We start from the raw sequence: 22,364 nt of genomic DNA on the forward strand, positions 1-22,364 counted from the left end.
CCATGTTTGAGAAGATCCCGGTGGAAGTCGGCCTTACCCATGAAGGCGAGCGTGTCCGCAAGAACGACATGCAGGTGGAGCTTGGCGGTCCGAACGAGAAGGAGAAGTTTGAGATCGTCCGGGTCAGTCCTGCTGATCAGATCGAGGATGGCAGAATCTCTATTATCGGCCCCGATCTTGGCGAAATGGGGGAAGGAAAGCACTACCCGGTAGCGATCATTGTCGAAGTCTCCGGGGCAAAAGTAGAACCGGATCTCGAAGGTGTCCTTGAGCGGCGGATTCACGAGTACAGCAATTACATTGAAGGTTTTATGCACCTCAACCAGCGGTACGATATCTGGATCCGGCTCTCGAAGAAATCATATAAGAAAGGATTCACATCGTTACGGTTTGCCGGCGAAGTGATGCTCGAACTGTACAAGAGCGAGCTCCCAATCATTGAGAAGATCCAGATAACCTTCATCACGGATCCGGAAACGATCAGCCCTCTCTATGCCAAAGCGCTCACCACCTACGAGGCACGTGATGCCCGGGCACGCGGGCTCTCAGATGATGATGTGGATTCGTTCTATGGCTGTGCCCTTTGCCAGTCATTTGCCCCCACCCATGTCTGCGTCATCACTCCCCAGCGGTACGCAAACTGCGGGGCCATCAGCTGGTTTGACGGGCGGGCTGCGGCCGGTATCGATCCCAAGGGCCCGATCTATGCCATCGATAAAGGTACCTGCATTGACAAGGTAAAAGGCGAGTATACCGGTGTGAACGAGAGTGCCAAGCAACGTTCCATGGGCGAAGTGAACCGCGTCTACCTGTACTCCGCATTTGAGTATCCCCACACTTCCTGCGGGTGTTTCGAGGGTATCGCGTTTTATATTCCCGAAGTGGATGGCTTCGGCATTGTCCTGCGAGGATTCCGCGATGTAACGGTCAACGGCCTCCCCTTCTCGACAATGGCGGATTCCACTGCCGGAGGAAGACAGGTGGACGGATTCCATGGCATCTCGATCGAGTATATGCGCTCCATGAAGTTCCTGGGTGCCGACGGCGGCTATAACCGCGTAGTCTGGATGCCGCATGAGACCAGAGAACGCCTGAAACAGTTCATCCCGGAATCCGTGTTCGGGGCGATCGCAACCGAGCAGGACGTCAGGACGATCCCGGAACTGAAGACATTCCTTGAATCCCATAACCATCCGGTTACCAGCCGGTGGGATGCTGAGGAAGAGACCGGCAGAGCGGAGGATGGCAGTCCCCGGATCCCGGTCTTTTCCGGGGGGGACATTCCCTTCACTTCCGGCGGTTTCAGGATTATCTTGAAGAATGCCCGGATTACCGCTGATAAGGTGATCATCCAGCCAATCAAGCCGGGTTCTCCAGGGGGTGAGCACCATGGTGCAAAAAAACCCTGAAACCGGGAACCATCCGGGTCTTGATGCTGAACAGCTCTTCGCCCTCGCTCCCCATCTCCGCGAACTGCTCAAGGGTGTCCACCAGATCGAGCTGGAAAATTTCGCCATGGAAATCGGGGATCTCGAACTTTTTATCCCGACAACGGCCGCTTCACCGGGCATTACGCAACCGGGCCAGGCCGGCGGTATCCCGGTTGCTCCGGTTAAACCTTCAGCCCTGATCCAGGAAGCCTATATTCCCGCTGAATATTCGTTCCCGGGCAAGATTCGTGAAGTGCAACTCGGGGCAACCCGGGCCGAAGGGGGTAGCAGATCGCACTCTGTCACCATCGGTGGTTCAACAACGCCTGCATATTTCGATCCCGCACGACCCCCGGCCCATCCGGCAGTCATATCCCTTGATGTCTTCGATATGCCCGTCCAGCTCCCCAAGGTGCTCAAAGAGAACGTGGCCGACGTTATGAACGATCCGGCCGAATGGGCGCGGATGAATGTGAACAAGTTCGGTGCTGATGTGATCACCATTCACCTGATGAGTACCGATCCGCTCTTTGCCAATGCGTCAGCGGCCACCGCGGTAAAAACCGTTGAAAGTATACTCCAGGCAGTGGATGTCCCGCTGATCATCGGTGGATGCGGCGACCCGAAGAAGGATGCCGAGGTATTCTCCGCGGTAGCCGAGATGGCCGACGGCGAGCGGCTCCTCATCAACTCGGTCACGCTGGATATGGCACAGGCAAAAACCCTTGAACGGGTTGCAACAGCAGCACGCGACCATGGTCATGCCCTGCTTGCTTTCACGGGTCTTGACCTGAACAATGCAAAGGAGCTCAACCGGCGGTTGTACGAGTATATCCCTCCCGAGCAGATTGTCATGGACCTCACTACGGTTGCACTCGGGTACGGTCTTGAATACTCGTTCACCATCCATGAGCGGGCACGATATGCCGCACTCATGGGAGATACCGAACTGGCGCATCCCACGATCTCGGCTGCCACGAACGCGTGGGCTGCACGGGAAGCCTGGATGAAGATGGCTCCCGAGTACGGAACACGGGAACTGCGAGGCCCTGTCTGGGAGACGGTCAATGCCCTGACGCTCCTCCTTGCCGGTGTCGATCTCTTCCTGATGATGCACCCGGCTGCAGTACTGACCCTCCGGGATCTTATTCCAAAACTTTCAAGGAACGGCACGGCACACCCGGAGCAGATCGCCGACTGGGTGTGGGTGCGCATATGAGCGGGAATAGTCAGCCTGCCATAGAGAAGAAGCGAAAGAGCATCCGGGAGATCAGTCCTATCGATGTTTATAAACTCCTGCCGAAGACCAACTGCGGGAAGTGTCGTGAGGCAAACTGCATGGCCTATGCAACCCGGCTGGTCAATGGTGAACTGCTCCTTGCCGACTGCCTCCCGCTCTTTACTGCGGAGTACCAGTCAGCACACGAAAAACTATCAATTCTTCTTGCACCCCCGGTGCGAACGGTTACGATTGGGTCCGGCGAAAATGCGATCGATATTGGCGGGAAATACGTATTGCAGCGGCATGATTTCACCTATCATAACCCGACACCCATTGCCATCGATGTCAATGACCTGATGCCGGAACCCGAACTGCTTGAACGGGTCCGGCACATCGGGCAGTACTCATACAATTATATCGGCAGAACGGTAACCCTGAACGCAATTGCCGTCCGCTCGGTATCCGGCAACCCGGAAACATTTGCCTATGCGGTACGGGTCATCGCCAACGCCAGCCACCTGCCCCTGATCCTCTGCGCCCTTGACCCGGAGGTCATGTCTGCCGGCCTTGCTGCCGCTGCCGGGCGCCGCCCGCTCATCTATGCAGCTACTGAAGCGAACTGGGAAGCGATGGCGGATCTCGCGCTCGCCCACAATGCCCCCCTTGCGGTATTTGCCCCGGGCAATCTTGCGCTGCTGCGCTCGCTCGTAAAGACGCTGAATGCCTGCGGTATCCGAAATCTCGTCCTGGACCCGGGCACATTTGCCGATGAAGGGCTGGCTGACACCATCGCGAACTTTACCGCTATCCGTGCAGCCGCAACAAAACGGTTTGACGAGACCTTCGGTTACCCGCTTCTCGGGGTCCCGCTTACGGTCTGGGCAGGAGGAGAACTCTCTGAAGATGTGCTCAAGTGGCGCGAAGCGATCACCGCCTCCATGCTCCTCTCGCGCTATTCCGATCTCCTCATCATGCACAGCCTTGACGGCTGGGTGCTCCTGCCGCAGCTGATCTGGCGTTTCAATATCTATACCGATCCCCGGAAACCTGTCACGGTGGAGCCGGGTGTCCGGACATTCGGCCGGCCGGATCAGCGCTCTCCGGTCCTTATCACGACCAATTATGCCCTGACCTACTTCACGGTGGAGTCCGACATCAAGGCAGCCAACCTCGACTGTTACCTGATTGTTGCAGATACCGGTGGCCTGAGTGTCGAGAGCGCGGTTGCCGGGCGGTACTTCACTGCTGAAGCCATTGCCACGGCTCTCAAATCCAACAATGTCGCCGCACTTGTCGGTCACACGACCCTGATCATCCCCGGGCTTGCAGCCCGCCTGAGTGGCGAGACCGAAGAAGCGACCGGCTGGAAGATCCTGGTAGGCCCCAAGGATTCATCCGGTCTTCCGCAGTTCCTCCGGGAACGCTGGCCGCCGGAATCCTGAAGGTTATGATCACGGTTGCCATTTTCCTGCCCGCCCTGCTCATGACGGGAGGATCCAGCATTATATTCCTATCGACAGGTGCACACGATGACTGATACGTACAGGATTCTCTTTCACCCCATGGAAAAAGAGGTGCTTGTTGCACCGGGATCTACGGTTCTTACCGCTATCCGGGCTGCCGGTATCCTGGTCGAGAGCATCTGTGGCGGGAAAGGCGAGTGCAACAAGTGCCGGGTTATCCTTGTCAAAGGCGACTGCGATGCCGGCACTCCTGCCTCTCTCCATGGGCTGTCGGCAGATGAGATTGCCAGGAAGTACTGCCGTGCCTGCCAGACACATATTCTTGGACCCTGCGAGTTTACCATCCCTGTTGAGAGCCGTATCGATACTCCCAAGATCCTAGAAAATCACCATGAAGACCTACAGGAGATCTCTCCTTCGGTCACCCGCCACCTGGTTGACCCCAGCCGCTGGCACACCATCCATGCAACTGCCCCCCGGTCCCTCCGGCTGGAAGGCTGGCATGGCCCGCGCCCCCATATGACCAAGGATCAGCTCGATCAGTTGACGACAACCGATCACCCGCTTACTGTTACGATTACGCGGACGGGGGGTTATCCCGAGGTAATGGAGATCTGCGATGGAGACCTGGTGGCACAGAATTACGGCGTTGCTATCGATCTTGGCACCACCACGGTTGTCGGCCTCCTCCTGGATCTGAATACCGGAAAGGTCCTGGGTGAGGCATCTGTCCTGAACCGGCAGATCACGCATGGCGAGGAACTGCTGACCCGGATAGCCGTTGCAAAGAAATCCGGCGGGAGAGCAAAACTCCAGTCTGCCGCTGTCGAGAGTATCAATGCCGTTATCGGGCACCTGGCCCGCCAGGCCGGGATCGCAACAGCAATGATCACCGATCTCTGTATTGCCGGAAATACCGTCATGGTGTATCTTCTCCTTGCGCACGATTCCGGACAACTGGAGATTGCCAACATAGCGGTTCCCCGCACGCCGGAAATTGTTGATGCCGGGACTCTTGGAATTTCTGTGCATCCCCTTGCCCGCGTCTTCTGCCTCCCGAATGTGAGCCGGTTTGTTGGCGGGGATGCTGTCGGGGATATTGTTACTGCCGGCGTGACAGACTCGCAGGATCTCTCGCTGGTCATCGATCTGGGTACAAACGGCGAGGTTATTCTTGGAGATGCCGACTGGCTGGCATCGGTCTCCTGTGCATCCGGGCCGGCATTCGAGGGTGCCGGTATCTCGTCCGGCATGCGGGCTATGAAAGGGGCGATCGATCATGTGGCCATTGATCCCGTGACAGGGGTTGTCTCGTGGACCACGATTGGTGACGCCCGCCCCCGGGGAATCTGCGGGTCAGGCATCATCGATGCCGCAGCCGGTATGGTTGCTGCCGGCATTCTTGATTTCACTGGTCGGCTCGTGGACGAAAAACCCGGGGTTCGCACGGGTCTGGATGGCCCGGAGTTCGTGCTCGTCCCGCATGACAAAACCGCGACCGGGCAGGATATCCTGATCACCCGCGATGATATGGCATATCTCATTGATTCGAAAGCCGCTACCTGTGGTTCCATCGGTGTGCTCATGAAAAAATATCGCGTACATATTGAAGATATCCGGCACGTGTACCTTGCCGGGGCATTCGGTGCCTACGCGGATACCAGGAAGATCATTGCGTTTGGCATCATTCCGGACTTTAACCGTGCAGAATTCCACCAGATCGGAAACGGTTCTCTTTCCGGTGCCTGTGCCGCGCTTCTTTCCTTAAAGAAACGACAGGAGGCAGCTGAAGTGGCAAAAAAGATGGTGTACATTGACCTGCTGGTTGATGCCGATTTTATTGAAGAGTATGCAGCAGCGGTTTACATCCCCGGCAAACCGGAGTATTTCCCCGGCCACTGATTCCCGGTGGAACAGTATCTCCACCTTCCCGTTCATGGAACCTATATGTGAACTCCCGGAAGAATACTCCGGGTAGTACAAGGATATGATGCGTGACGATACTACCCGGGAAAACTGGGATGCGGATTACCAGAGAAAAGGACGGCTGTATGGCGGTACCCCCCACAATGTTCCCCCTCTTCCGCCCGGTTCACGGGTGCTGGAGCTCGGGTGCGGGAATGGCCGGCTGCTGGCTGCCATGCTCCACCGCGACTGGCTGGTAACGGCGATCGATTTCTCATCCCGGGCAGCCGTGCTTGCACGGTCTGCTGCACAGGAAGGATCCGGAGCAGACATAGCCATTGCTGATGCCGTGTCGCTTCCGTTCGGTTCCGGATCTTTTGACGGTATTGCGGCATTCCATATTATTGGTCACGGGAAGATTCCTGAACGTGAAGCAATCGCCAGGGAGATCATACGGGTACTCTCCCCGGGTGGCCAGCTCTGGTTTACCGATTTCTCAATACATGATTTTCGGGCCGGTACCGGTCGCGAGACGGAACCTGGGACGTTTTTGCGGGGCAATGGTGTCCAGACCCATTATTTTACCGAAAAGGAAGTTGAGACTCTCTTTTCAGGTCTTCTCCGGGAATCTATCAGGGTGACGGAATGGTCGCTCCGGGTCCGGGGAACAGAGTACCGGAGATCGGAAATTTCAGCGGTATTCAAAAAAGAGGAATGATGCCGTAATTTTGATACTGTTTTATGGTATCCGCACCTACGTACCCTCACTGGTGAAAGACCATGAAGACTTCTGCAATACTTGTGCTGATCGCGATCTGCCTTCTGTTCTCCTCCGTACCGGGAGTTGCTGCTCTCGGGGGTGGCGAAGGATGGATCACCGTTTACTCGAATGTAGATGGTGCTGCGGTGTATCTCAACGGGGAATACAAGGGAATGACCACCAATGGTGACCTGAGTATCCTGGTGTACACTACCGGAACTCCCTATACCACTGCATCGGTTGAGAAATCCGGTTATACCACGTACACCTCCGGTGTCACGATGCCCGCAGAAGGGCAGACCACGACCATCTATGCAACGCTGAACCAGATCGTTACCCCGACGCCCGTCAGTTATGGGTGGATCTACGTCACATCCCAGCCATCCGGGGCAGAGATCTACTTCAACGGTGATTACCGGGGTCTTGCCCCGCTGACGATTTCGGATGTCTGGCCGGGAACGTACACCATCTCTGCGGAGAAGAACGGATACCGCACCTATTCAACCACGACTTCGGTCTCGTCCGGTTCGCAGACCAGCGTGTACTGTCCGCTCACTGCATTATCAACATCAGGTGCTCTCTATGTTCTGTCGTCCCCGACCAACTCGAATATTTATCTCGATGGGACCTACAAGGGCATCACTCCGATGACAATAAACAACCTGGCTCCCGGTACTCACATCCTTGAGATCGATCATGCCGGGTATTATGACTGGAAATCCTCGGTAGAAGTTCCGTCCGGTGGTACCAAGACCGTAGATACCACGCTTAACCCGGTACCGGCCAGCACAACCGGCTGGCTTTATGTTTCATCCAGCCCCGGTGGTGCAACAGTAACCCTCGATGGCAGCACTATGGGTGAGACCCCTGCGTCCGGATCCCTGAAACTGAACAATATCGCCATCGGGACTCATACCGTTGTTCTCACCCGGTCAGGGTACGAGCAATATTCCACACGTACGTCAGTCTCCTCAAACACCGTTACAGAAGTGAGTGCAATCCTCCAGCCAACCACGACTCCCTCCGGCACCGGTGGCCTGTCCGTCACGTCATCCCCGTCGGGCGCCAATGTCTTCCTTGACAACCAGTTCATAGGAATCACTCCCCTTTCGATCAGTACGGTGCCAACAGGCAGTCATGTGGTATCCATCAAAATGGATGGGTACCAGGAGTACAGTGTTACCACACCGGTGAACACCGGTGCAGTAAGCACGGTTTCAGCTGCCCTGACCCAGGTCACCCCGACCCTGAAATCCCCCATGATACCGGTAGCAGGATTCATCGCCATTCTTGGTGCAGCATTTATTGTTCTCCGCAGGAGACACTAACCGGTTTCCTTTCTTTTTAGTAGTCATCCAGTCCATTCTGTGATGCATATTGTCTGGGGCAGATCATTTCAGGATCCCGTCTCCAATACAAAAATCATACCGTTTTAATCATACCGGTTTTGCCTGAAAACCTGATCCGGAAAACCAGGGTATTGGATTCATCTGATAATCTGGATCCAGGGTCCCGGATATTATCGCTACAACCGGATACCCCTGGTCAATGGTTCTGGATAATCTGCCGGCATCATCGCACTCCGTCACGTTCCCCATTGGGGAATGTGGCGTATGACAGCGGACGATTACCCGGTAAGGAAATTTTTTCTGACTAAAAATGGAGAACAAGTTCTTCAATGTCTACGGGATGCCCACAGGAGAGCACAACCGGCAAGCGCAATTCCTGCAGGAATGCCTCCAAAGCCCGGGGATTGGGTAGCCTCGGGTGTCGTGGCGGTATAGGCAAGGACTACGGAGATCCGGAGGGTTCTGCCTGCAGTCACATTAACGTTTTTTGTTACCGGGGCATACCCGCTTTTCTGGAACTGGAGCGTGTGGGCTCCCGGTGTAATCTCATCAAAGGTGGATGGTGCATTACCGATATAGACTCCGTCCATCCAGACTTCGGCTTCCGAAGGGGATGCAGAGATATTGATGGATCCCGTGTTTGCCGATACAGCAGCTGCAGCCGCTTTCTCCGGATCAACAATGGTATGGGTGATAGAAGGGAGCGAGTCCACATTATTGAAAACCCGGGCATAGTTGTCCGGGAAGGTGATGGTCACTTTTGCCGGTGAAAAATCAGCGGTGATGACATTGCTCACTGCGGAGCTCTGTAACGCGATCTCCGCCTTCTTGAAGTCCATGGTACTGGTCAGGTATTCAGTTCCTGTGGGAACATCATTCACATTCGCAAATTTTTTCAGGAGAAGGGAGGCGCTTGACCTGTCCATCGAGATGAGCTGAGGGGGATCGGAACTGCCGGCAAGCCCTTTCACCAGCTGCTCTTCGAGCATGGACTGGGGGATGGCGTTCTCGATGAGCCCTTCAAGAGTGAACCGGAACGTTGCGGTTGCATCCCCGCTCTTATCCACGGTAATATCTAATGAATCGGCAGTGAATGCATGTGCCGGGATGGTAATCAGGAATGCACTGCAGATGAGCAGGAGCAAGCCCCGGGTGATGTGCGGAGTGATGTCGGCCATGGTTATTTCCCCTATAGTATGCTATCGGATGAACGTTCGTGCGATAAGAACTGAACGCAGGTTTTCTGATACTGATTTAACCGGATAACCGTTAAGTATTTGCACAGGAATCCTGCATCCTTCTGTCAGCGCCGTATCTTAATATAGGCTCGGTGCACATATTCCTGAAGATATGCTGGATTCGCTCCTCTCGCTTGCGCTCAATATCGATCAGAACCTCCCCCTGGTTGTCAACGAGTACGGGATCTGGACATATGTCATCCTCTTTATCATCATTTTTCTGGAAACGGGTCTTGTTGTCACCCCGTTTTTACCCGGTGACAGTCTGCTCTTTGTCGGCGGGGCAGCAGCCGCAAGCGGTATCCTCAACCTCGAGTACCTGCTTATCGTAATCATTGTCGGGGCTGTGCTTGGAGATACCCTGAATTACTGGATAGGCAACCGTGTCGGGCTTCATTTTTTCCTTGAACGTTTCCCGAACCTGGTAAAAAAGGAGTATATCGACAGAACCTACGGGTTCTTTGAGAAATATGGAGGAGCGACCATCTTTGTCGCCCGTTTCGTCCCGATGGTACGGACATTTGCACCCTGCCTTGCCGGGATTGGTTCAATGCGGTACCCGAAATTCCTCTTTTATAATATACTCGGGGGGATTTCCTGGGCGCTTGTCATCGTCCTGGCGGGATATTATCTGGGTACGTTTACCGTTGTCAAAGAGAACATGAGTCTTCTCATGATCGGTGTTGTTGCCCTGTCTGTTGCCACGATCCTCTTCATTGTTGCCAGTCTGATCATGGCATGGTGTAAAAAACCGGCCAATGAGAAGAACGACAGGTAACCTGACCTGCATATCTCCCCTGTATTTTTCCCGGACCAAATAGTATTTTTTATTGTCTTCATATCGTAAAAATGCCGGACACGAGGAAAAAAGTTAATCTGTTCTTGTAATAACCAGTCCCTTGTTGTCGGCCTTTGTTACAATGGCAATTTTCAGGCCGAGCGGGTCCAGCATTTTTTTCATTGCGGATTTATCGAGTTCGGTGACAACGGCAATTGAGGGACCAACCGAACTCATGCCCACAAACTCCAGTTTTCGTTCGCGGAGCAGGTTCATGTAATGATAGATACCGTAACTGTGATGCTCCACTTCGGCACGTTTGGAGCCCCGGAACTCGATCTCCCAGATGACTTCCCCAATCTTTCTCACATCATCCCGTTCAAGGGCCGGGACCAGGTCCATGAGGAAGAGATATGCCTTGAGCTCACGATCCCGGTAATCGAGGGTCCGGGCCTTATTCATCAGGAGATCGAATTCCTGCGTCCCGGCTGAGGAGATGTCCGTGGGCGGGATGAGGATATACACATTTCTTCCTTCTGCGAACGAGTGATGATATACAAGCGAGAGCTCATCGCCCATCAGGACCATGCCCCCATGGATACTGGCTGCCGGGCCGACACCGGTCTCAAAGCCGAACGCGATTTTCCCGTCTGCGGTCTCTTCGACATAGTTATGGCCGATCAGATGCCGGAGCTGGGTGACAGTCAGCGGGGAGCCGACTGCATCGTTGAGGGCGGTTGCAACCGCGATCATAACCGTGCTGGTCGAGCCGAGCCCCACATGTTTGTGCTCGTGATCGGTCACCCGTATCGCAAACCCGCCTTTGTATCCGGTGATCTTCCGGAAGACCTCGACAAAGTTTTTGACAATGGGTGCCCGGTTATAGTCGATAGTAATCTCCTTTTTTGTGCAGCGGACTTCTGCGGTGCAGTAACACTGGATGGCAAACCCGATGCCCCCTCCGCCTGGGTGGTCCGGTGCAAAACGGTTCATGTCCAATACGGTCAGGTGGATCCGTGCTGGGGCTTTCACGAGCACGGTCCCGGTAACGGGTTTGAGAGAATATTTCTTCTTCTCAAGCCCCAGGGTCTTGAGATTTTTTCCCGGGGCAAACGTACCGAACTCGTATTCCACAAGATCGAGATCGCCGCCACGGATTTTCATGATTGCCATGGGTAACAGTTCCTGTTAGGAGCAACCAGATTTAATGTTTCGTATTTCTCGTGTTTGTTCCCGTTGAAAAGGTAAGAGAACGGTCCGGATGCCAAAACAGGGAATATATCCCTGCAACCCGGTAATGGTGCATGAGATCTGCATATCGGGTTCAGTACTTATCTCAAAATTTCTTCGTGAATCGAGGCAATGTACACTTCCTGTCAAAAACCTGAACGAATAGTTTCACCAGTATCAGCATCGCAATCGATCTCCGGCAAAAAAAATTCAACCACCCCCTCACCCCCTGCTCAAAATTTTTCAGGCAGGGTCTGGTTGATCGGCAAACCCTCTCACGCCGGCAAATCAAAAATTTTGTAGCATGTACATGCATTTTGTAGCATAATTACCCAATTGTAGCCTCATCAACTAACACATCATGATCGCGATTGGTTTTTTTTGCTCTGTAGAAATCATTTCGAAATGATAACGCTCCCGGGCTACCGTTGCATATATTGGCGGGGGTCGGGCGGTGTACTTCCCGTGCGAACAAACCGATATAATTCAGGTAAGTACTATCGGGAATTTTCCCCCGGATCTGTTGGTCACGGACGACAAAGTATCATAGTACACCGCCAGACCCCCCCAGGCCCCTCCCTTTTCCGTGCCGGATTCGTGCAGGTTTACAGGATGAATGAAGGGATTGTCCAGGCACCATGGGGGAGGGGGGGTCGCATGGTGTACAAACAGGGGAATGAGGAATGTTATTTCAAAAAAGGTTTTCTACAGAGCAATTTTTTTTCAGCAGAGTCTGGCTGAAAAAAGGCTCTGGAATACCTTAATCCAGACAACTTGAAGGAACCCTTTGCGTATCTGAAATTTTCCTGTGATGAGTGGATAGTCAGCAATCCGTATCCGATCCCAATCATCTGAAACTACGAAGAACCGTACCAAAAGTAACGGATTTTGGTTTATTCCCGGCCTGAAGGGGAGATTCATGATTCTAGTATTAATATCACGGAACGTGGGAAAAAGGAAAAAAATTTTCCGTTCCCGCGTCCCCCGGATCCCTTGTTGTTTTATTGTCACGCACAACTGATCACGCATTAATACCGGCGAATAATATCATTTACTATCCATGTACCCTGACCGGATAACCTTCACACGGATGGTCAATGATGTGCCCGATCTCACTGCTGCCGGCAGGGAGACCCTGACGGTTCTGTACAACGGGCCGCTTCGGCTCCGGCAGATCCTTGCTGCGGTCAATACCCCGAGAGAGGGTTCCGGTGCGAAAGAAAAAGGTTCCCGTGACATCTCTGAGTCTGCGCTCAGGAAACGGCTGGAGTCCCTCATATCCCGTGGCATTGCAGCACGCACGGGCAATGAGCGGATTAACCCGTATTATTTTATCCGGCGCCAGTGGCTCTTCAATTATTATATCATGACCAAGTGTCGCGATGGCCCGGATGCCGGCCTGCTCGATCTCACGATCCTTCTCCATGAACTGTCCCGGCAGAGCAGGGACGGTGCGACAACTCTGCCCCACCCGCGTTTTATTGCGGCATTCGGCGAGCGCACGGAACGTGGCAACCAGGTCTCGGCAGAATATGCGTCATTCAAGACACACCTTGGTAACAGTACTGCCATTGATAATTATCTTGAGGGAATCTACTCGGATATTTATGAAAACCGTGTGCCGGCCAGTGATATCGACAGCCAGCTGGCCCGGGACTTCCTCCGGTTCGTGGCTGCGGCACCCCAGGAAGAGAGTACGATTCGCTTCTTTTTGTGGTATGCCGGGTTCTTTTATACCCTTGATCTGCACCAGGAGGCGCTCGATACCTTTGATCTCGGAGTGGAACGTGCACAAACTGATGGTGTGAACATTGCCGGGATTCTCGACAGTGCCCGTATTTCCCGCGGCACGCTCCTCCTTTACCTCAATGAATTAGCCGGGGCCAGACAGGCGTTTCTTGACCAGTACCACGATCGTGGCGCAAGCCCGTTCTCTAAAGCCAAGAACCTGTTCGGGATTGGTGAAGTAGATCTTATCAGCAGCGCGGATTCCACATCCTCGATCATTAGCCGGTTTACCCAGGCCGCAAATTTCTGTCGCGAAGCGGATCCGGAGGGAACGGACATGGATGTCCAGGAACTGCATGGCGACATCCAACGGCTGACCGCATCTGCCGAACGGATCCAAGGCAGGTTGCCGGAATCAGCTGCCGGTTATGCTGCTGCTGAGAAGATTTACCGAAGCGGGGAGATGTTCCGTGGTCTGTCATGGCTTCTCCCCGATCAGGCAGAACTCCTGCGTGCCCGGGCATTTTGTGCGGAAGGGTCAGAGCGGGCACAGTTCCTTGAAGAATCTGCCCGGAAATATGACGAGGCAAAGATTGCATTCCAGCGAATCCGCAATATACGGGGATATGCCCATACGCTTATCGGGGAATGCGAACTGGCGCGTATTGCCTACCAGAAAGCAGGCACTCCCCTTCCTGCCGACCTGGAGACAAAATATGATAATGCTTTTGAGATTTACTGCCAGATCAATTCCCGCTGGGGAATTGTCCGGATGTTCATCTCGGAAGCTCTGCTCTATCACAATGAGGCCGGGAAGTTCCCGGACAAGTACGCAGATACCGCAGACAAGCTCGAACAGGCAGCGCGGTTCAGCCGGGATCTTGGCCTGAATGCCGAACTGGCGATCATCCAAAGGATCCGGAATCATTCGGATCCATCGAAGGAACTCAATCCGCTCCTCTTCCTGTAACCCGCGCGGTAAAAAAAAGGTTATCCGTGGCTGGATGGCCGGTCGAAGAAGATATTTTTACCTGTTGCCGAGAGCGGGATAGCGTACACAACGGTACATTCCTCTGGCAGGAACTTCAGGTCACGTGCAGCAACTCCTGCGGAGTACATAACCCGGTTATCCACATTGTGGATCTGGGCGGTCTTGACTGCGGAACCAACCGCAATCCCGAGATCGGCCATCCGGATCACGCAGTTCGGGCCGTCATAGGGCGTATCGGATTTCTTTTTGCCCTTCCGTGCTTTTTCGAATTCTGCGCACGTGGGATATCCGCATCCACCGCAGTTGATGCCGGCGATGGTATTTCCCCGCGAGCCGATAAGGACACAGGCATCGGATGCTGCCAGGTTCCTGGCATCACGGATGAAGAACCCGATGTTCCGTTCTCCACCCAGGTTCTCCAGCCGGGTTGCGAGCGTATCTGTTTCTTTTTTCGTAAGCACGCGAATCTCCAGCGTGTCTTCCCCCTTGCCTTTGGGGGCTGTCCTGGCAGCAAGGGCCATGAGTTCTGCCACGGTTTTTACCGCATTCTGTTCCGGGGTCATAAGGCAATATGGGTGGAAGGTGTGAATAAAAGTTGTCGGTGGAAAATTCCCTGCGAGAAATCAGTATTGGTTGTATATTGCGTGATCCAGATGTCGTGCTGTCATGCCGGTGTTGTACCGGATACTCCCGTTGGTGCAATTATTCCTGTGATCCGCACCATTGTTTCCTGCGAAATCACCCCCGGGTTTTATGCCCTCAATGCTAGTGAAGAGTGAACTGAAGCAGGAAAAACACGGGCCTTATGTTTTTTGCGGCATTCCTGATATTTTTCTATTCGCAGAAAGGTCAATGCCAATCCCACGCATACCGGCAACTTTTCCTTCATGAACAATCGGGACATGGTAGACCACGGTATCGAACGTACTCCCGTCTTTTCGCACTGCCGTGAATTCATGGGATACAGGAAAGTCTGATGGTTCCTGAATCTGAGCTTTCTTATAATTCTTCAGCACCCTGTCCCGGTCTTTCTGGTGGATCGTCTGCCATATATACAGGTCCTGCCGGAAATCCTCCTTTGACATACCATACATTTCCATTCCGCAGTTATTCACAAAGGTAAATTTTCCGGAAGCATCGCATTCCCAGACATTCTGGGGAAGCATCTCGGCAAGATTCCGGAACCTCTCCCCGTCGGCACGCAGGGAGTCTTCGGCATTTTTTTGTTTGGTGATATCAAGGAAACTTTCAAGAAGGTATGTCCTGCTGTTGATGGAAACAAGAACTACGGTCTTGAGTACGGGTTTTCTCTCGCCCTTCGGTGTGCGTATGGTGCATTCAGTGCGGGTGATATCCAGATTCTTATCGGTGATTGGACAGGCTCCTTTCTCGGAAGGGCAGAACACCAGGTTGCACGGCGCACCGATGACGGCATTTTTTTCACATCCGATCATCTCCAGTGCGGTTGAATTGATGTCAAAAATGGTATGCGTCCCGGGATCGATGATGGCTATCCCTGACTGGGTGGAGTTGAATATTTTCAGGAGATAATTTTCACTGTTCTTGATAATATCGTCAACTCTCTTACGCTCACTCTCCCGGAGTGCAGTATCCACGACATGCCGCTGGAGGGTAATTGACGCTGCCCGGGCATAAAGTTCGATGAGAGGGATAGTATCTATTGTCTCTCCTTCCGGAAGAATGAACAGGATATTTCCCAGGAGATTTCCCCTCCACGTGAGACCAATCGAATAGAAATCCCCCAGGTTCAGTTCTGTTTCAATTTCTCTTGCGGTTTCTGGAGAAATCTGTTTAAAGGATGCATAATGAAGTCTTCCCGGAAGGTGGTAGAGTTTTCCGGATGCAAGAAGCTGTGTCAAACTGTCGTATGCCGGGGCATCATCCCAGGGAAAATTATTCTCCCGGCACCTGGTTACAAACGTCTCGGCATGGGTTCCGAAAACAGCCCGTTTTCTCAGTGTTTTTGTAACCGGGTCATAGTCATTCACATCAACAATTGCATGGGGCAGGAGATCCGTTAACCCGGTGCCGATTGCAGCATAGATGTCTGCATCCCATGGCAGTTCGGAGAATTCTTCGAGTTTTTTGGAGAAAAACTCCATCTGGGAGAGGTACAGGGTGAGTTTTTCCGTTGCTTCCTTGCGCTCTGTTATATCCGTACCAACGTTCTGGTATTCATAAACCGCGCCGGTCCCATCATGTAATGCACGAATAGTCCAGAGACACCATCTTGTCCGACCGGCATAATCAACAATACGGACTTCACTGGTTGCCACCGGGATTCCGGTTTTGAGAAGGGAGATCAGCCGGTCCACTTTTGCCTGATCATCCCCGAAAATAAAGGGCAGGGCTGAGGTACCGGTGAGAGCCTCCGCAGTAGTTCCGAGAAACCGGGCAAAAGATTCATTCACAAAGGTGATTGTCCCATCAGGTCTGACCCGGTTGATGAACTCGGTCTGGTCTTCCACGATTCCCCGGTACCGGGCTTCATTTGCTACCAGTTCGAGCTGATATTTCTTTTCCCGGGTAATATCCTCCATGATGATGGTTACGCCCTTACGTCCATCATCAAAAACAGTTCCGATACTTTTGATCTTGAAATACCATTCTCCCGTTTCCTTTTCTACCCGTACTTCTTTTATCTTCCCGTCATCAGCAATGAGATCGGAAAATATCTCGTGGAGATTTACGTTGCGGATGGCATTGCACGGAATAGTGATGATATGTCTGCCCGTCACGTCCTCTCGTTTTAACTCGAAGAACTGGAGAAAATTGTCATTAAAAAAAATTACTTCATTATTTTCATTCAGGGTGATGGAGAGATCGGATGACATGTCCAGCATGGCTGAAATAGGTATCCGGTGCGACAGGAAAAATACCCGGGCCGTGCCATAGGTCCGGCTTTCAACCTGTCCGGAGATCAGGAGAATTTCCAGATATTTTGCAAGAGAATTCCTGTTCATCTTCAGCTGCGATGCAATATCGGAGATTGTCATCCCGCGGGTATGTGTTTTCAGGATAGCTCTGATTCGGGAGATCTTTTCTTCTTCAAGCATATGAGGACCAGGGATTCCACGTATGGGCTACGGGAGTAGAGAGCCCGAACGATTTTGCACGTTTTTACCATTTATTTTATGACCGGTTGATAATGCACACGTATTATTAAAGTATAATCTTTTTCCCGTCATCAAATTATAAAGATTTGCTCATCATCTATGTTGTGCACTTTATAATTGCAGCCATGAAAGCATTTCAGGTATGCAACCATTTATTGCAAAAAAATATAATCTCATTTATTTTACTATATTTTATCCACGGTATGAGAGACGGATCTCAAGGACCGTGGAGGGGGGAAAATGACATGCGTGGAGTTCATGAAGGCAGGTTTGAGATAGAATCCCAGACGGATCCCTGGATTAAGTACGGCGATGAACTGTTGATCATGGGGCAGGTTGTAAAGGCGCTTGAATACTATGATCGGGCACTGAAAGGCTCGTCAAAGTATACCCAGACGCGTGCATGGCAGAGCAAAGCAAATGCCCTTGATGCGATGGGCAAGTATAACGATGCAATCGAATGTTATGACAGTGCGCTGAGCTGCGATCCGGAAGATGCTGAATGCTGGTTCAATAAAGGTATTCTCCTCAAGAAGATGGGGCAGGAAAATGAAGGTGCGACCTGCATCCATAAGGCAATCCATTTCGCCATGGGACACCAGTAATCTCATAACGGAAATCTCTTTTTTTTACACGCAAGGCTCACGTGTGCGCCGGTTTTTCGGGGAATGAAAGAAGGAAAAAACTATTGACGTTCACAAATGCCATGCATCATTGGGTGGCAAAGAATTATTTTCCCTCCGGTTTTACGATAATATACCCTCACTATGGGTGAGGTGTTATAAATCAGAGGTATGCCGGGACATAATGTGATGTCATGAAATCTCTCATCCGAATGCGGAAGACCGGTACCGCACAATTCGACAACAACGGGGGTTTCCCACCCCCGAACTATATTCTGGTTCGTGTTGCATTCTGTAAGTTATTCGGTATTTTCCTGGATCCAGTACTTTACTAAATTTTAGCCCGAACTAAAGAAAAGCTAAGATCTAAACCGGCAGTGGGCACCGGATATGATCACTATAGGGTAAAAAAGCCAGCCGGATATTCAAACATCTTCCGGAAACCGTGCGATCCGGTACCTACTGACTATCATCTCGTTCCTGCACAAGAATATCAGGGTTGCTGACTATCCTCTATTCACAGAGTGTATTTCAGGGACGTACGGTATTCCGTCAATTAGTCTTGATTAAGGTATTCTAGAGCATTTTTTTTGAGCCAGACTCTGCTGAAAAAATTTCAATCGCGATCATGATGTGTTAGTTGATGAGGCTACAATCGGGCAATTATGCTACAAAATGCATGTACATGCTACAAAATTTTTTGATTTGCCGGCGTGAGAGGGTTTGCCGATCAAACGGACCCTGCCTGAAAAATTTTAAAAAGGGGCTGAGGGTGTGATTGAAAATTTTTGCGGAAGATCGATTGCGATGCTGATACTTGAGTAACTATTCGTTCAGGTTTTTGGCTGGTAGTGTACATTGCCTCGATTCACAAAAAAATTATGAGAAAAGTACTGGGATCGTTCCGGGTATGAAAATTGTTGACCCGTTTCAGGTCAGGACAAAATAACCCCTATTGTGCTCAGTTCTGATTTTTTTAATTGTACATTCAAACGCGCATTTCCTTTTATGCCGTCAACCCCTTTTTGAACCGAAGAATCATGATAAAAACGTTCTCGAAAGATAATGGCTGACTGAGATCCTGACAGGAAGGATGCTGGTACTTACCATTTTTAGGAATTGTCAGAACGGTACTGCCGCTTTGGTACGACCATCTCAAACCGTGCTCCTTTACCTGCGATCCCGTTTTCCCTGAGGGTGATACCAGTCAGGGAAAGAATTTCCCGGATGAGGAACAACCCCAGACCGGAATTTTTCCCGAATCCCTGGTCGAAGATCCGTTCTTTTTCCTCTTCAGGAACGCCAACGCCATTGTCCTCCCAGAGAATAACCAGATCTCCGCCAGAGGAATGCGCTGAAACTGCAATGTGGGTTGCCTGTCTTCCGTGACGGAGGGAGTTGTCCAGAAGATTGGAAAAGATCGTTTCCAGCATGGGATCGGCAAATACCCAGATGTCTTGTACGTCAGCATCAAGGGTCATCGTTGCTGGTACGTTTATGCGGGAAATGACCGTATCCAGTTTGATCCACTGCGGTTCTTTGGCGCCAAGATCATGATAGATCCGGTTAAATTCGATTTGTGACTGGATCTCCGTGATTGCAGTTCTGATTTTTTCCAGGTACACTATAAGTTCTGGATCCTGTGCTCGCATCTTTGCAAGTTCAAGGTACCCGTAAATTGAGGTAACTTTGTTCAGGACATCGTGTCGCGTGATGCCGGAAAGCAGACCCAGCTGGCGGTTCGCACGATGAAGTGCTTCTTCTGCCACTTTGCGTTCGGTGATATCATGGTTTACGCCATGAGTCTTGATAGTCCGGCCATCAGCATCTTTGGTGATCCCGACACACATCTCGATATACCGGATCTTTCCATCCCCGCGGATAATCCGGTATTCCCTCCGTGATACGTAATCCGCGTCCGGTGACGTCCGGGTTTTTTCATCTTCCTCAGCAAGGATATGGCGATCATCCGGATGAACCAGATCCCGGATATAGGCTTCTGCGGTCATCTGACGGATGCCTTTACCATTAACATCCGTACCATACAGCATTGAGAAACGGTCATCGAACGTCAGAATGCCTGTGCGGATATCGCATTCCCAGCTCGTAAGATTCGCCAGGTCCATTGCTTCTGCAAGCATTCGCTGGCTTTCCCGGAGTGCCACTTCCGTTGACTTACGCTCGGTGATATCCTCCATATGGACCATAATAAGATCCGGTGGAACGAAAGCCGCGTTGATATGGACATACTTTCCCGGCATGAAATGCTCTGATTCCAGATCCATAGTGACAACGTTCTTTTCTGAAATGCATTGCGCGATCTCGTCAATGAATCCGGGCTGGTCTGCATAGATCTCAGATGCGGTCTTTTGCAGGTAATCACTCGATCGTCCACCGGAAATGAGTTCTGCTTTCCTGTTACAGTCAACGAGGATGAAATCGTTGTCCCGTTGTTGCCACGTGAAAATAGCAAGGGGATTATTCTGGTACTGCTGACGGAACCGGGTTTCACTTTCCTGCAACGCGGCCTGCATTGCTTTTTCTTCAGTAACATCGCGGCCAACGGATTGGTATTCGGTTACCGTCCCGGATGCATCAAAGATAGCACGATCACTCCACCACTGCCACCGGATTGTCCCGTCAGGCATTATGATCCGGTGTTCTATACTGTCGACCGGGTGGGCCGGATGTAATGAGGCAAAGAATTGTTTGACCCGATCCTTATCATCAGCAGGGATCTTTGGCCGGAACCGTTTACCGAGAGTTGTTTCACGATCCAGGCTGAAATACCGGCAGTATGCCTCATTGACAAATACAAGCGTGCCATCCGGTCGGAACCGGGTGATAAATTCAGTCTGGTCCTCGACCACGTTCCGGTACTTCTTCTCGCTTTCTGCAAGCAGTTCCTGGCTTTTTGTCAGGTTATCATAATTCTGCCGGATCTCTTTCTCGCTGGCGGCCAGCTGCTCGTATGCAGCGTGAAGTTCCTCGCTGCGGCGTGCAATCTCCTCTTCTGCGTCTTTGCGATCCGATATATCCGAACACATTGCAAATGATCCCCGGAATGTGCCGTCCGGGTCCACAAAGGGAGTTGCCGATACCTGCATCCATCGGATCTCACCATCTTTTGTCATGTAACGGCGCTCGTACCGGGTGCTTTTCCCGTTCCGGCACGCGGTTATCCGTGAGGAATTTGCCGGGATATCCTCTGCTGCCATGAATGACGCAATGGGTTGTCCGGTCATCTCTTCCGGAGTGCAGCCGTGCATCTCTGCCATTCTCCGGTTGACATAAAGTATCGTGAACTTCTCATCCAGCTGGAAGATGCCTTCGTCCGTGGTCTCGACGATGCAGCGATACCGCTCCTCGCTCTCGCGCAATGCCAGCTCTGTTCTTTTCTGTTCTGTAATATCGATGGAAACCCCCAGCACGGCCTGCTGATTGTAGCCAATGGTGATAAAAGGGACCTTGGTTGTCTGGAAGATACGGCGGTTTCCGGAGGTACTGATACGGAAATCCTCCGGGATATATTTGATTTTTCCTGTGGTTATGACTTCGCGATCGTCTTCGAGCATGTACCGGAGTTCGTCAGCATCCTTGTGGAAGTGTGCCTGTGATTTTCCAATGAGCTCGGCAGCTGTTGTCCTGTACATATTTGCCATAGCCTGGTTCGCGAGCAGGAAATTCCCATTTGCATCTTTTGCAAAGATCATGTGGGGGACCAGATCAATGATCTGCCTGAGTTGTGCCTCGTTCTGTTTCAGTGAATTTTCTGCGCGCCTGCGCATGACGGCGTAGCGGATCTTATTTGAGAGCTCGGCAAACAGGCTTTTGGGCTCCCCGCCTTTCTGGATGTAGAAATCTGCGCCCTCATTCAGGGCCTGGATAACGATCTCCTCACGCCCCCGCCCGGTGAAAAGGATGAACGGGATAGTATTTTTGGAAGTCCGTATCGTTTTTAAGAAGGCGATGCCATCCATTTCCGGCATCTGGTAATCGGAAATAACGGCATCGTACTCTTTTGTATCCAGCAGTACGCGTGCCGCCGTTGCAGAGGAGATGGTATCAACGATGAACTCCCCGCTCTGTTCAAGGAAAAGTTTGCCGATGTCGAGCAGGGTGGGTTCATCGTCAACATACAGAATATGATACATGGGACAATGGCCTGATGCTGTATTTTATATGTTCTTGAAACCTTTGTTATTTTCGATCCGGGCAACTGCACGAAATACCCTACTGCTCTGTGTGTATAATGAATGATAACCCGTTGGACGGGATGTGTCCTGCTTTTTGGAAACTCCCGTGTCGATGCACGTGGTCTGATCGTACCTGTCTGAAATGAGTTGATTTCATGTGAAATTTTTTCACGCCAAAGATTTTTTAGATAAATTCCAGGGACTTCATGAAAAATCCGGAATTTTTCCGGCTGATAACAAAAAAAATTTGAAAATTTTTTAGATTTTTAAAAAGCGCGGAGATTTTATTTAAGAAAACGTTTCGGATAAAAAAA

General features: G+C 51.7%; 14 protein-coding genes. 9 read left to right on the forward strand and 5 right to left on the reverse strand.

What is annotated here, in order from left to right; genetic code table 11:
• Nucleotides 1-2 precede the first annotated feature (2 nt).
• From cdhC to LUQ43_RS03415, 6 genes are all read left to right on the forward strand, one after another.
• Nucleotides 3-1,409, forward strand: a complete 1,407-nt coding sequence (gene cdhC, locus LUQ43_RS03390; RefSeq protein ID WP_299963795.1) for a CO dehydrogenase/CO-methylating acetyl-CoA synthase complex subunit beta — start codon at nt 3-5, stop codon at nt 1,407-1,409.
• Nucleotides 1,390-2,649 (forward strand): CO dehydrogenase/acetyl-CoA synthase subunit delta, encoded by a 1,260-nt coding sequence (gene cdhD, locus LUQ43_RS03395; protein ID WP_299963797.1) that lies wholly within the window; start codon nt 1,390-1,392, stop codon nt 2,647-2,649. Before cdhC ends, cdhD begins: the two co-directional genes overlap by 20 nt.
• Nucleotides 2,646-4,094: an acetyl-CoA decarbonylase/synthase complex subunit gamma gene (gene acsC, locus LUQ43_RS03400; RefSeq protein WP_299963798.1), complete on the forward strand. Its 1,449-nt coding sequence runs from the start codon at nt 2,646-2,648 to the stop codon at nt 4,092-4,094. Before cdhD ends, acsC begins: the two co-directional genes overlap by 4 nt.
• Before the next feature lie 87 nt (nt 4,095-4,181).
• Entirely contained in the window at nt 4,182-6,017 is a 1,836-nt protein-coding gene (locus LUQ43_RS03405) for an ASKHA domain-containing protein (RefSeq protein WP_299963800.1), read from the forward strand.
• An 85-nt stretch (nt 6,018-6,102) separates the two neighbouring features.
• A complete protein-coding gene (locus LUQ43_RS03410; RefSeq protein WP_299963801.1) occupies nt 6,103-6,738 on the forward strand; it encodes a class I SAM-dependent methyltransferase in 636 nt (211 codons plus the stop codon).
• Nucleotides 6,739-6,800: 62 nt separating this feature from the next.
• Nucleotides 6,801-8,108, forward strand: a complete 1,308-nt coding sequence (locus LUQ43_RS03415; protein ID WP_299963804.1) for a PEGA domain-containing protein — start codon at nt 6,801-6,803, stop codon at nt 8,106-8,108.
• A 347-nt stretch (nt 8,109-8,455) separates the two neighbouring features.
• Here the strand turns inward: LUQ43_RS03415 and LUQ43_RS03420 are convergent, their stop codons facing one another.
• A complete protein-coding gene (locus tag LUQ43_RS03420) occupies nt 8,456-9,307 on the reverse strand; it encodes a PEGA domain-containing protein (RefSeq protein WP_299963806.1) in 852 nt (283 codons plus the stop codon).
• 172 nt (nt 9,308-9,479) lie between these two features.
• Between LUQ43_RS03420 and LUQ43_RS03425 the strand changes: the two genes are divergently transcribed.
• Nucleotides 9,480-10,145: a VTT domain-containing protein gene (locus LUQ43_RS03425; RefSeq protein ID WP_299963808.1), complete on the forward strand. Its 666-nt coding sequence runs from the start codon at nt 9,480-9,482 to the stop codon at nt 10,143-10,145.
• A gap of 93 nt (nt 10,146-10,238) precedes the next feature.
• Here the strand turns inward: LUQ43_RS03425 and LUQ43_RS03430 are convergent, their stop codons facing one another.
• Nucleotides 10,239-11,318, reverse strand: a complete 1,080-nt coding sequence (locus LUQ43_RS03430; protein WP_299963811.1) for a GHMP kinase — start codon at nt 11,316-11,318, stop codon at nt 10,239-10,241.
• Nucleotides 11,319-12,435: 1,117 nt separating this feature from the next.
• Here LUQ43_RS03430 and LUQ43_RS03435 point away from each other — a divergent pair.
• Nucleotides 12,436-14,073: a hypothetical protein gene (locus LUQ43_RS03435; protein ID WP_299963813.1), complete on the forward strand. Its 1,638-nt coding sequence runs from the start codon at nt 12,436-12,438 to the stop codon at nt 14,071-14,073.
• A gap of 20 nt (nt 14,074-14,093) precedes the next feature.
• Here LUQ43_RS03435 and LUQ43_RS03440 read toward each other — a convergent pair whose 3' ends face one another.
• Both LUQ43_RS03440 and LUQ43_RS03445 read right to left on the reverse strand, forming a co-directional pair.
• Nucleotides 14,094-14,657, reverse strand: a complete 564-nt coding sequence (locus LUQ43_RS03440; protein WP_299963815.1) for a DUF2148 domain-containing protein — start codon at nt 14,655-14,657, stop codon at nt 14,094-14,096.
• 240 nt (nt 14,658-14,897) lie between these two features.
• On the reverse strand, nt 14,898-17,171 hold the full coding sequence (locus tag LUQ43_RS03445; RefSeq protein WP_299963817.1) for a PAS domain S-box protein: 2,274 nt from the start codon (nt 17,169-17,171) through the stop codon (nt 14,898-14,900).
• Nucleotides 17,172-17,476: 305 nt separating this feature from the next.
• On the opposite strand from LUQ43_RS03445, the gene LUQ43_RS03450 reads away from it, so the two are divergent.
• Nucleotides 17,477-17,836 (forward strand): tetratricopeptide repeat protein, encoded by a 360-nt coding sequence (locus LUQ43_RS03450; protein WP_299963819.1) that lies wholly within the window; start codon nt 17,477-17,479, stop codon nt 17,834-17,836.
• Between the two features lie 1,130 nt (nt 17,837-18,966).
• Here the strand turns inward: LUQ43_RS03450 and LUQ43_RS03455 are convergent.
• Nucleotides 18,967-22,008: a PAS domain S-box protein gene (locus tag LUQ43_RS03455; RefSeq protein ID WP_299963822.1), complete on the reverse strand. Its 3,042-nt coding sequence runs from the start codon at nt 22,006-22,008 to the stop codon at nt 18,967-18,969.
• Nucleotides 22,009-22,364 lie beyond the last annotated feature (356 nt).

This window comes from Methanoregula sp. (genome assembly GCF_028679125.1).
Lineage (GTDB): Archaea > Halobacteriota > Methanomicrobia > Methanomicrobiales > Methanospirillaceae > Methanoregula.